This window comes from Halioxenophilus aromaticivorans (assembly GCF_042850945.1).
In the GTDB taxonomy this organism is placed as follows: Bacteria; Pseudomonadota; Gammaproteobacteria; order Pseudomonadales; family Cellvibrionaceae; genus Halioxenophilus; species Halioxenophilus aromaticivorans.
On the sequence record NZ_AP031496.1, the window covers coordinates 1,711,831 to 1,726,840 of the forward strand.

The 15,010-nt window shown below is 53.1% G+C and carries 11 protein-coding genes; 6 read left to right on the forward strand and 5 right to left on the reverse strand.

The features are described 5' to 3' along the window. Window positions 1–246: 246 nt before the first annotated feature. The 3 genes from ACGHM3_RS07450 (at window position 247) to ACGHM3_RS07460 (ending at window position 3,345) form a co-directional block, all read left to right on the forward strand. Window positions 247–1,773, forward strand: coding sequence for a hydantoinase B/oxoprolinase family protein (locus tag ACGHM3_RS07450; RefSeq protein WP_345417597.1), 1,527 nt, complete (start codon window positions 247–249; stop codon window positions 1,771–1,773). Window positions 1,774–1,932: 159 nt separating this feature from the next. Further along, on the forward strand, window positions 1,933–2,259 hold the full coding sequence (grxD, locus tag ACGHM3_RS07455) for a Grx4 family monothiol glutaredoxin (protein ID WP_345417600.1): 327 nt from the start codon (window positions 1,933–1,935) through the stop codon (window positions 2,257–2,259). A 153-nt stretch (window positions 2,260–2,412) separates the two neighbouring features. Next, a complete protein-coding gene (locus ACGHM3_RS07460; RefSeq protein ID WP_345417603.1) occupies window positions 2,413–3,345 on the forward strand; it encodes a sterol desaturase family protein in 933 nt (310 codons plus the stop codon). A 10-nt stretch (window positions 3,346–3,355) separates the two neighbouring features. On the opposite strand, the gene ACGHM3_RS07465 is transcribed toward ACGHM3_RS07460, so the two are convergent. The 5 genes from ACGHM3_RS07465 to ACGHM3_RS07485 all read right to left on the reverse strand — a co-directional run bounded on the left by ACGHM3_RS07465 (window position 3,356) and on the right by ACGHM3_RS07485 (window position 9,530). Beyond that, window positions 3,356–4,777 (reverse strand): alginate export family protein, encoded by a 1,422-nt coding sequence (locus ACGHM3_RS07465; protein WP_345417608.1) that lies wholly within the window; start codon window positions 4,775–4,777, stop codon window positions 3,356–3,358. Next, on the reverse strand, window positions 4,692–5,531 hold the full coding sequence (modA, locus tag ACGHM3_RS07470) for a molybdate ABC transporter substrate-binding protein (RefSeq protein WP_345417611.1): 840 nt from the start codon (window positions 5,529–5,531) through the stop codon (window positions 4,692–4,694). The genes ACGHM3_RS07465 and modA overlap by 86 nt, the downstream gene beginning before the upstream one ends. A gap of 15 nt (window positions 5,532–5,546) precedes the next feature. After that, entirely contained in the window at window positions 5,547–6,590 is a 1,044-nt protein-coding gene (locus ACGHM3_RS07475; RefSeq protein WP_345417614.1) for an imelysin family protein, read from the reverse strand. 57 nt (window positions 6,591–6,647) lie between these two features. Then, complete coding sequence (locus tag ACGHM3_RS07480) at window positions 6,648–8,114, reverse strand: di-heme oxidoredictase family protein (protein ID WP_345417617.1); 1,467 nt, start codon at window positions 8,112–8,114, stop codon at window positions 6,648–6,650. Between the two features lie 162 nt (window positions 8,115–8,276). After that, window positions 8,277–9,530: an imelysin family protein gene (locus tag ACGHM3_RS07485; protein WP_345417620.1), complete on the reverse strand. Its 1,254-nt coding sequence runs from the start codon at window positions 9,528–9,530 to the stop codon at window positions 8,277–8,279. A gap of 376 nt (window positions 9,531–9,906) precedes the next feature. Between ACGHM3_RS07485 and ACGHM3_RS07490 the strand changes: the two genes are divergently transcribed. The 3 genes from ACGHM3_RS07490 (at window position 9,907) to ACGHM3_RS07500 (ending at window position 14,917) form a co-directional block, all read left to right on the forward strand. Further along, window positions 9,907–10,671: a response regulator transcription factor gene (locus ACGHM3_RS07490; RefSeq protein WP_345417623.1), complete on the forward strand. Its 765-nt coding sequence runs from the start codon at window positions 9,907–9,909 to the stop codon at window positions 10,669–10,671. A gap of 222 nt (window positions 10,672–10,893) precedes the next feature. Beyond that, window positions 10,894–12,291, forward strand: a complete 1,398-nt coding sequence (locus tag ACGHM3_RS07495; protein ID WP_345417627.1) for a FecR domain-containing protein — start codon at window positions 10,894–10,896, stop codon at window positions 12,289–12,291. Further along, complete coding sequence (locus ACGHM3_RS07500) at window positions 12,281–14,917, forward strand: CHASE2 domain-containing protein (RefSeq protein WP_345417630.1); 2,637 nt, start codon at window positions 12,281–12,283, stop codon at window positions 14,915–14,917. Before ACGHM3_RS07495 ends, ACGHM3_RS07500 begins: the two co-directional genes overlap by 11 nt. Window positions 14,918–15,010: the final 93 nt, after the last annotated feature.

Genomic DNA, 15,010 nt, shown 5'->3' on the forward strand with positions numbered 1-15,010 from the left:
ATCCTCAAAACGGTAGGGATTTTTCACAAATATACCGGCTTTTGCACCATAAAGTTGCGCCGTGGGCGCACAAGCAGAAACCGGAGAAAACCGGCAATGGTATAGGTAACCCGTGGCCATGGCAAACTGCCGCTGGATGATTTGTTAGCAAAGCCACAATCAGCGCTGCATTTCAATTGCCGTGCAAAAATTAGTGCAGCGGATACACTAGGCGTTTGTTCGCCTCACCGGATTAAAAACTCGCCTATGAATGCCATTGAGCTGGCCATTTTTGCCAACCGCATAAACAACGTATGTGAAGAAATGGGTGCCGTGCTGCGACGGGCCGCGTTTTCCCCCAACATTAAAGACCGGCTGGATTACTCCTGTGCGCTGTTCGACCAGCAGGGCCGAATCATCGCCCAGGCGGCCCACATACCCGTGCATCTAGGCAGTATGGCCTTTGCCATGCGCGATCTGGTGGAGGCGGTGCAATGGCAGGCCGGTGATATGGTGGTAGTTAATGATCCCTATCTGGGCGGCACCCATCTGCCCGATGTCACTTTGATTGCCCCGGTGTTCAGTGGCTCGCAGTTGCAGGGCTTTGTGGCTAACCGAGCGCACCACGTCAACATCGGTGCCACCAGCCCAGGCTCCATGCCCATTTCCAGCCGGTTGGAAGACGAGGGTATCGTGATTGCGCCATCCTTACTGGTGCGCAAGGGAACCCTGGATCAACGCCTACTCAGTCAACTCAGCGACGATCGACCGGTGGCGCGAGGGGACTTTTTGGCGCAACTCAGTGCCAATGGCGTGGGGGCGCAACGTTTTGAACAACTGGTTAGCGAGTTAAGCGAGGTGGGTTTTAACGATGCCGTGGCGGGCTTGCACAACTACGGCAATCGCTTGGCCCAAGCCGAGCTGGCCAAGCTGCCCTCTGGTCAATATCAGTTTAGCGATTGCATGGACGACGATGGCCAGGGCAATACCGATGTCGCGTTGCAGGTGTGCTTAACCATTTCTGAGCAGGGTATTTTGGCGGACTTTACCGGCACGGCGGATCAGGTGGCGGGCAATATTAACTGCCCGTTATCGGTGGCGGCGGCGGCGGTGTTTTATTGTTTTCGCTGCTTGTTGCCCAGCTACACGCCGGCCTGCGCCGGGGTGTTTGATGTTATTAAACTGGCCGCCCCCGAGGGTTGTTTGGTGAATGCTCAGCGGCCGGCGGCGGTGGCAGCAGGCAATGTAGAAACCAGTATGCGGCTGGTGGATTTGGTGTTGGGGGCGCTGGCCCAGGCGCTGCCCGAGGCCATCCCAGCGGCGGCGCAGGGTACAATGAACAACATTGCCATGGGTGCTGATGGTGACCAGCCCTGGGACTACTACGAAACCATCGCCGGCGGCACCGGTGGTCACGCCCAGGCGGCGGGCCTGCACTGCGTGCAGAGCCACATGACGAACACCTTAAATACCCCCATAGAAAGCTTGGAGTCGCACTTTCCAGTGCGCATTCGTCGCTATCAGCAACGCTTGGCCTCTGGTGGCCAGGGGTTGCACCCGGGCGGCGATGGCTTGATTCGGGAGTTTGAATTTTTGGCGCCGGCCCAGGTCACACTGCTCACCGAACGGCGTCGCCATCAGCCCTGGGGGCTGGCCGGCGGTGGGCCGGGCCGCTGTGGTGAAAATACGCTCAATGGCGAACCCTTTGGCGCCAAGCAGCAGCTCAGCGTCCAGGCCGGAGACCGTATTGCGGTGGCAACCCCCGGTGGTGGCGGTTGGGGCACCAGAGAATAACGCCTAGGGCTTGAAATTACCGGCAACGCCATCATCTGTATGCGGGCATCGGCAGGGTTTTATTCAGACTCTTTTGGCTTTCAACGGCGCGACTGTGTAAAATCTCCCGTCAACTCCGCAGTACTGCGGGACAGGTTTCTCCAACAGAGGAGTGAATGTATGGATATCATGGATACCATCAAGTCACAGATCGAAGACAACACCATTCTTTTATACATGAAGGGCTCCCCTAATGCGCCCCAGTGCGGTTTTTCCCAACGTGCTTCCCAAGCGTTGATGGAATGTGGCCAGCGCTTTGCGTATGTGGATATTCTGAGCAACCCAGACATCCGCGCCAACCTACCAAAATACGCCAATTGGCCTACCTTTCCACAATTGTGGGTGAAAGGTGAGCTCGTGGGTGGCTGTGACATCATTACTGAGATGCACACCAACGGCGAACTGAAAACCTTGGTGGAAGGCGCCGCCGACCAGCCAGAGGCCTAATCAGCCGGTCGTTATTGGCCTAGCCGCTCAGCGTTGCGGTGTTGAAGTATGCGTGATTGGTTAGTTCGCGCTTCACACCGCACAGTTCGCTAGGGCGAGCCTCATACCGCTCCAGGCCAGTACTTTTCCCTCCCCATTCTGGTGTTGTGCTGGATGGACCTCAATACCCTTAATAACTTTCTTACCGATATTGCCGTAGCGCCGTTTACTGGCGGTAGCCGGTTGGCTTGGCCGTTTTTGGTGGCAAGCGTGGTGTTGCTCTTTGCTTTTCTTCTGTTTTCCGCCAATAACGCGGTTTTGCGTGGCCAGGCCCGCCAATTGCTCACCTGGCGCTACTGGCTGAATGGTCAATCTGGCCTGGATCTCGCGTATACCTTGCTCAACAGCGCGCTTAAATTGTGGGTGTTGGTACCGCTGTTGGCGTCGCAAATGGTGGCGACCATTTGGGTGATAAATCTGTTGCAGCAAGCCTTTGGCCCGGGCCCGGATTGGCAACTGGCGGCCGTGGGGATGGCCGGGCTGTTTACGGTGGTGTTCTTTTTGTTGGATGACGTGACGCGATTCGCCTTACATTGGGCGCTGCACCGAGTGCCTGGTTTGTGGCATCTACATAAGGTTCATCACGCCGCAGAAAACCTCACACCGCTGACGTTGCTGCGGGTGCATCCACTGGAAATGGCCTTGTACTATTGCCGTAGCCTGGCGGTAGTAAGTGTGGTGGGGGGTGTTTTTATTTACTGCTTTGTGGGTAAGGTGATGGCCTGGGATATTATCGGCATCAATGGCTTTGCCTTTTTATTTAACGCGCTGGGAGCCAACCTTCGGCACAGCCCCGTGGCTATTCAGTTTGGCGCATTGGAAAAGTGGTTTATCAGCCCCGCGCAGCATCAAATACACCATTCTGTGCAGCCGCAACACCACAATGTGAATTACGGTTCTGCGCTGGCCATTTGGGATCGTTGGTTGGGTTCTTGGCGCAGCGGCGCCGAGGCCATCGATTTGAAGTTCGGTTTAAGCCAGGGGCAGCCCCTACGAGATCACCCATCCACTAGCCATAGTCCTGCCTCGGGCCAAATCGTTCGCTAAGATTTAGCCACTAGAACTGATAGGCGATTTGGCCATAAACGTAAGTGGCGTTGTTTTTGTCAGCCGCTTGCATAAGTTGCTCGGCTTTCAAATAATTTAAACCCGCTTCCCATTGCCAGTGGTCATCCTGGCTGTTTGTGCGCCAGCGTAATTCCAACTGTTGTGCGACGTTGCTAGCCGCTCCTGAGGTGGTTTGCGGGTCGATTCCGGCGCTGCTCCATGGTTCGTCATTGCTGGCCAGACGAAAATACCGCCAGGTAAATTGCCATTGGCCGAAGGGATTGTTTAGCTCGATACTTGCGCCGGGCGATATCAAGTTAGTGCGTGCGAATGGCCCATAAATACTGGTTGGGCCGAAGTCAAACCGGCGCGCACCAAACAGTGTATCGAAGCTGTTGTCTTCGTTATCAGAGCGGTTTTTGTCACCACTGGCGTAGTCAAAAAACAGCGTTAGAGGTATGCCTGCTATAAATTCCTGCCATTCAATTTCGGTGTGTAAAAACGCCGCTTTTTTATCTAGGTTGTTGGTTCCTTCGCGCACTTCACCCCATTGATAGGCCCATTCTATTTGCCCGCGCCAACTTTTCTGTTGGGTTTGCCACCAATTGACCAGCGTTTGGATATTGCGGGCGCTGTCATTACCGTTGCGCTGTTCGCCCAAGCCAAGCCAATAGAGTTCGGTTTTGGTATTTTCGGTTAGCGCATCGGCAAAGTAGAGGCCGTAAAATTGTGTGCTGTGGTTTTCTTTATCTAGCTTGGGTGAATTGTCGGTGGCATCGCCGTCGAAGCGGCGGGTCACCGGTTGGCTGTAAAAAACCTGCCACTGCTGATCCGCTGTGGATTGGTGCTGCCAATGCAGGCCGGTGAAATTGTTTAACGTATTGCGATAGCGGTTGCGGGCCACAAATCTTCGGCTGCCAATGTCTAGCGTGTATCTTCCGGCAGTGAGGCGGCTATAACAGGCACTGCAATTGGCACTGGGCATTTGATAGCGCAGGTAGGTTTGCTGAATATCCAGTGGGTTTATGCTGCTGGTGCCCAGAGTGGTGTCTTCGTCTGCCACGGACAACAACCCTCGGGCGTCTATCAACTCTCCGGCCAGCGTCCAGCGATTTTGCGTGAGCTCGGCCAATACTAAGGTTCTTGCTAAAAGGGCTTGGTCAGAGCCTTGGCCGCTGGCGCGAAACTGTTGATCCAGGTTTTCGTAGCGCAATCGCACCTGGCCAGTCACCGATAAATCCACCGCGTTTACGCCGGCGGCGAGTAAGGCCATGGCGGCGGTGGCCATAAAATTTACACAGCGGTGTTTTGGTAGCGAAAGTCGATTTAAAAAGCGAGTGGAGCGATTAACGGTTTTGGTGGCCTGTTTTAATCGAATTGCTAGGCGCAGTAGTAATGGGGGATACAGTGCCCGGGGGAGGAGTGGTGTCATAGCCGAAAGAGCCAATCAGAGTTTGCGCCTGTGCGCTGCGTAGAAACGCCATAAAGGCGATTGCCGCCTGGTTTTGTTCGCCGTTTTGAAGAAGCACGGCGTCCTGATTGAGAGGATAGTATAAGTCCTGGGGGATTAGCCAATAGTTTGCATTAGGCTGGCCCGCCAGTTGGGACAACGCGACAAAGCCCGCGTCTACATTGCCGGTAAACGTGAATTGGTAGGTTTGAGCGATGCTGTCACCTTGGATGATGCTTGATTTCAAGTCAGGCCACAGTGACAGGTTATTCAATACGGTTTGGGCAGCGGCGCCATAGGGCGCGGTTTTGGGATTGGCCATGGCCAAGCGTTTAAGCGTTGGGTTACGTAGTATGGCGCCGTCTTTAACCTGAGCCTTGGCATCGCGCGAATACAAAACTAATTTACCAACGGCGTAGGTAAATTGTGAGTCAGCGACGGCATGGTCTTGTTGCAGTAGCTTTTGCGGCCGTTGTTGGTCGGCGGACAAAAACACATCGTAGGGTGCGCCGTGCATTATCTGCGTATAAATTTTGCCGGTGGAGCCAAAGCTGAGTTTTAGCGTATGCGTGCTTTGCTGCTCAAACGCTTGGCGCAACTGCTTGGCAACTTCGGTAAAGTTGGCCGCCACGGCAATGGTGGCGGTTTCGGCGCGGGCGTGTAAGGTCAGCAAACACAAGCTCAGCCCGGCCAGTGTTTGCAACCATGGGCGCAGATTACGGGTTAGCAATTGCAATTCTCATTACCCAATTTAATCACCGTCTTGGTCATTAAAGCCGACGGGTAGGTTCAAAACTTCGGTGATGTCATTTTGCAAGATGTAGCGCAAATCGTTGGCGCTCTGTTGCACCTGTCGCAGCGCCTCGGTTTGTTGCTCCAGTGTGCTAAACAGCGGTGGTGTGATGGCGTCCGCCGCGGTGTTCATGACATCCAGGGCACTTTGCAACTGTTGCTCCAACTCAGTAAAACCCAACTCGGTAAGGTATTGGCTAAAGCCGCCTTGGGTGAACAACTCATTGACGGCGCTGATGTTGGCCGCGATGTTTTGCCAGGAGTGTTGTGAACGCCAAGACTCTAAAAAGTAGGGGTTGGCCCTGGGCGCTTGTTCCGTGCCGATGGCATCGCCAATTTTGCGGTTGGCGAACTCTTCCAATGTAACCAAATAACTGTCTAACACTTTGGCAACGGCGATTTCGATGCTGGTGAACTGATCCGATGTTTCTGAAGGCGCGGTGAAATCTGGCTGCAGTAACGCCCAAGCGGAATCTAACGTTTTGGCGTTTTTGGCAATGGCTTGTCCGATCCATTGTACGCTTTCGCACAATCGCTCTGGATTTGCCGAGTCCACGATGGACGGATCAAACAATAAATATTCCATGGCCGACAAACCGTGCAACACCACGCTGCTCTTGCTCATTTGTTCGTCCGTAATGGGCTCGGCCTGTTTTAAAAAGGGCTGCATTTTTTTGGCTACCAGATTTTTCTTGTCTGGCCAGAATTGAAATTCCCAATCGATGCGCTCGTCCACCACCGGTCCAAAGCGTACCGTTTTGGCTTTTTGCCAAGCGCTCATGGTGTTTTGCCATTGGCTTTGGCTGGCAGTAATAAAGTCAGTTGGGTTGTTGCTATCGCATTGCTCGGTGGTGCTATGAAGTTGGTCTGCGGCACTGACCAACTGCCAGTAGTAGGGGGTGGCAACTTGGGTGGCGTAGGTTTGCAGAAAAATCTGGCTGGGGTCTGTTTTTTGGCAGCCGTGCAGCAGCACAGCCGATATTGCAATAACAAGAAAACGCATAAGTCATCCGTGGTTGGCCCGTACTGCTACGCACGGGCTTGCTAGTTTATAAGTAGTTTATAGGCTGTTTAGAAACGCCATTAATTGAGCTCGCTCAGCGGCGCTGAGCGCTTTAAATTCATCGCGGCTGGCCTTGGCTTCACCGCCATGCCAAATAATCGCCTCTTGCAAAGTGCGCGCGCGGCCGTCGTGTAGGTAGCCAAACTCGTTGTTAATCGTTGCCGTTAAGCCAATACCCCACAGCGGTTGGGTGCGCCACTCCTGGCCTTCGGCGTTAAATACCTTGCGTCCATCGGATAAGCCCTCACCCATGTCGTGCAGCAACATGTCGGTGAAGGGGTAGATGGTTTGGTTGCCAAGCCAAGGCATGTCGGCGACTTCGCCAACCTGCCACTTAGGCGTATGACAGCTAGCACAGCCAATGGTTTGAAATAACACTTCGCCGGTTTGCACCGCTGGGTCGTCAATACTGCGGCGGGCGGGAACCGCTAGATTGGAGGTGTAGAAGGTGACCAGGTTGAGTATTTTATCGCTCACCTCTGGGCTGCCGCCGTTGGCGGCCTCCAGGCATTTTGCCTGCGCCGCGGTGCAGTCGTCGATCTCAGATAAGGGGCTGGTTAACCCCATGTCGCCGGCAAAAGCGGCTGCGTTTTGCTGTTTTAACGAAGGTTGTTCTGCTTTCCAGCCAAAGCGGCCCAAGGTGAGTGTGGCTTGGGCTACATCCCACACCTGGGCGGCTTTGCCGGATATGCCATCCTTATTTTCGTCGCTGGGGTCTGCTTGGGCCAGAATTTGAGAATCACTGAGTGCCTCTAGGTAGCCCAGGCCGATCACTGGCGGTGCAATTCTAACGGAGGTGAGGGTGGCATCGGTGATGGGCTCATCGGAGAAATCGGACAAACGCAATATCGGTTTGCGTAACTCTACTTGCTCGCCACCGGTCAGCGTCACTGTTTGGAATTCATAGTCGAAGCCAATTTTGGCTTCTGGCTGATGGCCAGGAATGGCGAAATCCTGTAATTGACCGCCGTAAACTGGATGACCAATGGCTCCATCGGAAGCGGATTCAGGCTCGCCGGCAACACTTAACCGAACCAGCATAGAGACGGCGTTGTCGTCATCGTTTTGCGGCAGGTGGCCACGGCCATCCTTGATATGGCAGTTTTGGCAGCCGTTGGTATTAAACAGAGGCCCCAAGCCATCGCGGGCAGCGGTGGAGGCGGGAGCGATGACCCAGGCATTTCTAAAAAAGCTATTGCCGACACTGAAGTTGATCTTCTGGGTTAACGGCATGGCCGCCGATGGCAGAGAGAAGGCATTGCTGGACTGCACGTTAACGCTATTGTCGCCGCCCAATTGGGCGGGAATCTCGATAGCTAGTGGCGCTGCTTTGGCGGCAGTATTGGGCTTGCCGCCGCAACCGGCGATCATAGCGCTTAGCAGGGTAAAGCCAATGACGGTAGTGCCGTGTAGCAAAGATTTGGCGAGGTAACGGTTGGGTGAGTGTGTTTTGGCGGTGGTCACGGTGATCAACTTAATTCTGTAGGAAAGCGTTTAATCATCAATAAAAATACAACGTCGATCAATTGCGTTACATCAATAAAGTGCAGTATTTACCCAAAAGGGTGCCTACTAAACGGGTGCTTCGTTGGGCGAGCGGGTTACACCTGCTCGCTTTAGGTTGGCTTACAAGCCGGCAGAAAAGTTGGGCGTAAGGTTGGTGATACCCAGTACTTTGGCCGTTTGCTCAATGAGTTCTGTGGTTTTGGTCAGCTCGGCGATGGCGTTGTTGATGGCAGCGGCGCCTTTGGTATTGCCCTCGGCAATCATTTGGTCAAATTTCATGGGCGATGTTTTGTCTTCTGCCATAGTCACCAACTGGTATATAGCTTGGTTGGTTTGAGCCATTTGATGGGCCATTTTCTTGGCCAGTTGTGGGTTCTTCTCGGCCAGTAAATCGGCCAGCGAATCGCCCTTAAAGGATTTGCCCTGGCTGCTGGTGTACTCGGCCTGAAACACATTGCTGATGCCCTTCCAATCGTAATAGTGGGCGAAATGGGTGTTATCGCTGAAGCAGTCGTGTTCGTCTTCACTGGAGTTGGCTTCCAGGGCTACGCGCATGCGCTCGCCGGCCAGTTCTCCAAGTGCTAAAGAGCCCATGGAAAATAGGATGCGGGTAACGGCTTCTTGCTCGGGCAGTTGTAAAAATAATTGGCGATAGTTGTCTTTGCTTGTGGCTGACCATTGATCCACCATGTAGGTGAGGTCATCGATCAGTAGTTGAGCGGTTGCCGCTAGGTAATCTTTACGTCGCTGGCAGTTGCCGTTGGTGCAATGTGCCCCGCTTAGGTAATCGGTGAAAGAGCGTTCGCCGGCACCGGCTTCGGTACCGTTGAGATCCTGGCCCCAGAGCAAGAACTCGATGGCGTGGTAGCCGGTGGCGACGTTGGCCTCTGAGCCGCCCAGCTCGTTTAGGCTGGCTAATAGCTCCGGCGTGATGGTGGAGAGATCAATGTGGTTGGCGCCTAGCTGCAACTGTGTGGCGGCAACAATATTGGCTGTAGCGCCGGTGTTGCCCAGTTCGCCCTGATAATCCGGGCTAACGTAGTCTATGAAGCCTTCGTCCAGTGGCCATGCGTTGAGCTGACCTTCCCAGTTATCTACCACTGGGTTGCCAAAGCGGAAGGCCTCTGATTGCTGGTAGGGGATTCTGGCCTGCAGCCACGCTTGTTTGGCGGTTTGCAAACTTTGCTGTGACGGTTTGGCCAAAAAGGCGTCAATGTCAGCTTTTAGTTGCTGTGCCTCCTGCAGTGAGTCGGAATAAACCGTATGTGCTAACTCAACATAGGATGCAACAACGTCTTGCTCGCTGGCGGCCAGGGTTTGGCTACTGGCGCATGCTAGTATCACTGCGAAGAACATAGTACGTGGGGTTTTCATTGGGTCTCCAAACTCTAAATAAACCAGTATGCGGGGAAGGGCACAACGTGGGATGGCCAACGATGATAAATTTAATAAGAACTATTATCAAATGGCAGATCTCAACTAATGTGCCTTTTGCCATTAACTGTTGAAAGGCAGCACTGAGGAGGTTGTCGGAGCTAAAAATCACGGCTGTATAAAATGCACTCAAACTGTCAGGTAAGTCGTAAACGAACGTAAAATCTTTGTATGCCACCCTGGTTGTGCGCGCATTAGCAAAGCACAATAGGCCAAATTTTGTATGAGCCTTAAACTTAGAGTCCAGTTTCTAGACCTCTTTAAGCAGTTTAAGTTTTGATTTGAAAGGAGTTGCGAGCGTTGTCCGGTGGCGGGGATGCTGCTAGGGAACGCTCAAGGTGCCTGCGGTGCAGTCGATGGCTGCGCTTATTACGGTCAGTGGGAGACGATTTTGAAAGTTGCATTATTGGAAGATGATCTTGCGCAAGCAAAGCTATTAACCCAATGGTTATCCGAGGCGGGTTATGAGGTTTTCCATCGGGATACGGTGTCTGGTTTCAAGTCCATGTTAACCGAGCAACCGGTGGATATGGCCGTGTTAGATTGGCAGCTGCCAGATTCCAGTGGTGTGGATGCCTTGCAATGGATTCGCTCGCAATATGAAACGCGTTTACCGGTTATTTTTTCCACCCAGCGAGACAGCGAAGAGGACGTGGTTGCCGCACTAAAAGCCGGTGCTGACGACTACATGATCAAGCCACCGCGGCAAGCAGAACTACTGGCACGGTTAGCGGCAGTGGGCCGAAGAGCTGGTTTGGATCGTCTTAACTCGCCTAATTTGTCCCTGGCCCACATTGAAATCGATCAGGAGGCGCAACGTGTTTTGGTGCACGGTGAAGAAGTTAAGCTAACGCGCAAGGACTTTCTGTTAACCTGCTGCGTGATAAAAAACCAGGGTAAATTGTTATCCCGTGAATACTTGTTAAAAGAAGTTTGGGGCGTAAACGCTGACCTTAATACCCGCACGGTTGATATGCACATCAGTCGTATGCGACGTAATTTGCAGTTAGACCCGAGTTGTGGTTACGCCATTAAGACTGTGTATCAGCACGGTTACCGCCTTGAGAAAGTAGAGGATTAGCCCTAGCACCGCATTCGACACCGGCTGGAATTTAAAAGACCTAGGCCGAATGAAAAATTAAGGAAAGTTTAGCCCGATTTAGGGCCCCCATAGTTGTTATATGGCCGCTTTATAGGTAACACTCCGTACACCTGGGCCTTAACAATTGCCGCGAGCCGAGTATTATGTACGGGTTTTTGTGCCCGTTCGGCTTGGGCTACTCTAGGAATGAGGAAAGTGTTCATGTTTAAACATGTGGCCGCCGTTGTCTTAGTAGCGAATCTTTTGATGGCTTGTGGGGCATCTGCCGAGCAATCTTGGCTGTACAGCGTTCGCCCTGGTGACAACCTATGGAACCTTTGCCAAAAATATACCCACAAAATAGATTGCTGGTTAACACTGGGTGAGTACAACAGTGTCGACTTGCCCGATCAATTGCCCCCTGGTCTTATTATTCGATTTCCCATTAGCTGGCTGAAGGCCATCCCTACACCGGTTACGCTGTCTTTTTTCTCCGGTGATGTCACCTATCAAACTACGGCCCAATCGTCGCCCGAATCCGTCCAGGTTGGCATGAAGTTGCCCATTGGCAGTGTGGTGAATACAGGCGACGAGAGCATTGCAGGTTTGTTGTTTGGCGATGGCAGCCTGATGCAGGTAGAGCCCAACAGTTCAGTCGAGCTGGATGCCTTGTCCCTACCTGACGGCAGTGGTTATGTGGATTCACGCATACGCTTGCAATCCGGTGCGGTGAAAACCCGAGTGCCTGAGCGGCAACCGAAGAGTCGCTTCCAAATTACCACACCGGCGGCCATCGCTGCGGTACGTGGCACCGAGTTTCGGGTCACCGCCTACGACGATGCCGGCACATCCGCTATGACCGGTGAGGTGTTTGATGGTGCAGTGGGGGTGGCCGGCACCTCAGCCGCCAAAGAACCGAAAAATGTTGCCGCCGGATTCGGTATTAAAGCGCAACAGGGCAAAGAGTTGGCCGAGCCGAAGCCCTTGCCGCCTGCTCCAGAGTGGGGCGAGATTGCCGCTTTACAAAAACCGCCCATCTCCGCCCAGTGGCAACCGGTGGCCGAAGCGGTGAGCTACCGGTTGGAGATTTTGGCCCCGGCTGCCGATGGTGGTGATGCCGAATTAATTTCCGTAACGGGCACCCCGGATCTTCAGTTTTTGGATGAAGACATGGCTTACACCAGCGGTTGTTTTGTGTTGGCTTTGCGCGCAGTAGATGCGGAGGGCTTAATGGGGCTGGCCAATGAACAGCAGGTGTGTACCCGGGATAAACTGGCGACACCCGCGCAGATCAAAAAACGCGCTATCAATTTCAACAGCAAAGCTGATTGGGTATTGCTCGATTGGCAGCCGGTGGCTTCGGCGACCCGTTATCTTGTACAACTAAGCGCAGATGAAAACTTCAATACCATTTTGGCTGAACACCAAAGCCAGGAGCCTAAGCTGTCTTTGTCGGTTACCGAGGCCATGCTCGATGGATTTTACTACCGCGTGCAAGCCCAGGGAGAAGATGTCGTGTTTAGCGACCACAGTCTGCCCAGAGCCGTGCAAGTGCAGGATGAGCCGCTTAAGGCGTTAGCCGCTATATCTGCTTTCTGGGTACTGCTGATTGCGCTTTAATCCCAATATTTCTACCAACATAGAACGCCTGCTGTTTGCCGTGCTTATGGCAATTTTGGCAGGCGCCATCTCTCTCAATCGCTGGGCCTACTCCGTAGATCAAGCCATCTACGATGCGGCTATCGCCCAGTTCCGTAAACCCATCGACCAAGACATATTAATCATTGCCATTGATGAACGCAGCCTTTTGGAGTTAGGGCGCTGGCCCTGGTCTCGAGACTTGCATGCGCAGTTGCTCGATGAGCTGGCCGATGCTGGCGTGGAGGCAGTGGCCTTCGACGTAGTATTTGCAGAGCCTGATCGGGTCAACCCCAACAATGACCATGTCTTCGCTCAGGCGATTCAGGCCATGGGCCGGGTGGCCTTATTGGTGCACATGGAACAAACCCACGCCGGCGGCCAGATACTTGAAGTAATGCCGGACCCGTTGCTGTTGCAGTCTGCGGCGGCTGCCGGGCATGTGCACATTGAATACGATGTTGATGGCGTATCGCGGGCGGTCTTTTTGAAAGAAGGGTTGGGCGAAGCCTACTGGCCGCATTTAATGCACGCCTTGTGGGGATTGGTTGACCCAAACGTCAGCGATGATTTTCCCGGTTTACGACCAAAGGCTGCACAGACTGCCTCACCGTTTGTGATTCAACGTGATTACTACAATCTAATTCCTCTGGCCGACCCCACCTCCACGGTGGCCACAGTTTCCTACACAGACGTGATTCACAATCGCATTGCCCCGCGTAATCTTAAAGGCAAAATCGCCATTGTTGGCGCCACGGCAAAAGGCCTTGGCGATATTGTGGCAACGTCCATAGGGCCAATGAGTGGAGTGGAGTTTAATGCCAATGTACTCAATGCTCTGCGCAACGGCTCAACTATTTTGCCCGTGTCTAAATTGGCCCATGCATTGATCAGCGTTTTGGCGGTGTTTGGCATCATTATGCTGGGAGTAAGGGCATCACCCCGGGATTACCTTGTTCTCACCGTGAGCGCCGTTGCTATTTGGTTGACGCTGTCCGTGGTGGGCTTGTTCACGGTGCGCGTTTGGTTTGCGCCATTGAGCGTAATTTTACCGTTACTGGTTTTTTATCCGCTCTGGAGCTGGCGACGTTTAGAGCAAGCGCTGGTGTTTTTGCGACGGGAGTTGGCCCGAGTTGAGCAGCAGACTCGTCCCGAGCAAATATGGCATGTTAACGAAGCACAGAAAAAATTAGCCTTTTTGGCCGGTGTCACTGGGGTATTGCAATGGCAGTTGGTGGCGCGAGAGTCGTTACCGCTAAAACCGAGCAGGTTGTTTCTGGGTGCGGATGATAATAACGGCGTAGGCGAGCCCGCGCTGATAAGCGGCGGTGGCGCGAGGGAACAACGCACGTTGGCCATTGTAAGTGAAGCGGGAGCCACGGAATTTGAGCTGCAATGGCAGTGGCCAGACCAGGTGGCAGAGGTAGACAAAGGCCTGTGGCTAAACGCCATCAATATGATTGCCAATCAAAAGGTTGGCGTGGAAAAAAAAATCCCTTCTGAATTAGTCAGTGAAACCATTGCCCAGTTACGGCAAGCCAATAAACAGATTGACGAATCCCGGGCGTTTTTTGATCGCTGTTTGGAAAATCTACAAGATGCGGTTTTAGTGGCCAATCTTTTTGGTGAGGTTGTGTTTGCTAATGCACGGGCGCGGGTTCTGTTTGGTCTAAATCAGCCCGTCGGGGCGGCCTTAATGCCGTGCTTGGAGCAGCTACAAATCGACCAGGGCTGGCCTGCAGTGATTGGTCGTATTGTGCACGATCAAGGCGAAATTTATGCAGAAGTAAGAGGTGAGCAAGAAACCGAAGCGTTTTTTTTGCAGTTGGCTAGCCTGAAATGGCGTAGCGACGACCTGGATACGCTGCTGTTCAGTTTCACCGATGTATCGTTTATTAAAGAGGCAGAGCGAGTTCGTAGCGAAGCGCTTCAGTTTCTGTCACACGATCTGCGCTCCCCGGTCGTGTCTATTCTGGCCTTGCTGGAACATTATCGAAGTCGAAATACCGAACAGCTGGTGAGTGATGCTGGCCTACGTGAGGTATTCACCGAAATTGAACAGTACGCCCGAAAAAACCTCTCCTTTGCTGAGAGCTTTTTGCACTTGGCTCGGGCAGAGATCGTCGGTGACAGTAAATTTGATCTGTGCGACATGCATTCGGTGGTGGATAACGCCCTAATGATGACTCGACAGCAGGCGTTGGCAAAATCCATTGGCGTCGACGTGGACCGCACCTTGGACGATCTATGGGTATGGGGCGACGGTGAGTTGCTAGAGCGGGTAGTCGTCAACTTGCTCTCCAATGGTATTAAGTATAGCGAGCCGAATACTAAAATATCGTTGCACATGCGTGGCAACAGTGGCGCAGTTGAGTTGCAGGTGGCCGACCAAGGTATCGGCATTAGCGCCGATGAGTTGGACACGATTTTCCAGCGTTTTCATCGCGCTGCAGGCGGCTTGCCCGTCAGTGGTGCCGGCTTAGGCTTGCACTTTGTAGATACCGTTTGCAAAAAGCACGGTGGTTCCATTACTGTTGCCAGCGAGCTAGGAGTAGGATCAACCTTTACGGTTGTGCTGCCTCTTTGTGACAATCAGTTTGACGAGTAACTCTATGGGTTAACGCAGTGCCTTAAACATACAACTAACTGTTTACTGACTTTTACATTCAGCGTGCTGCTATTGAGTGTAATCTAACGCCAG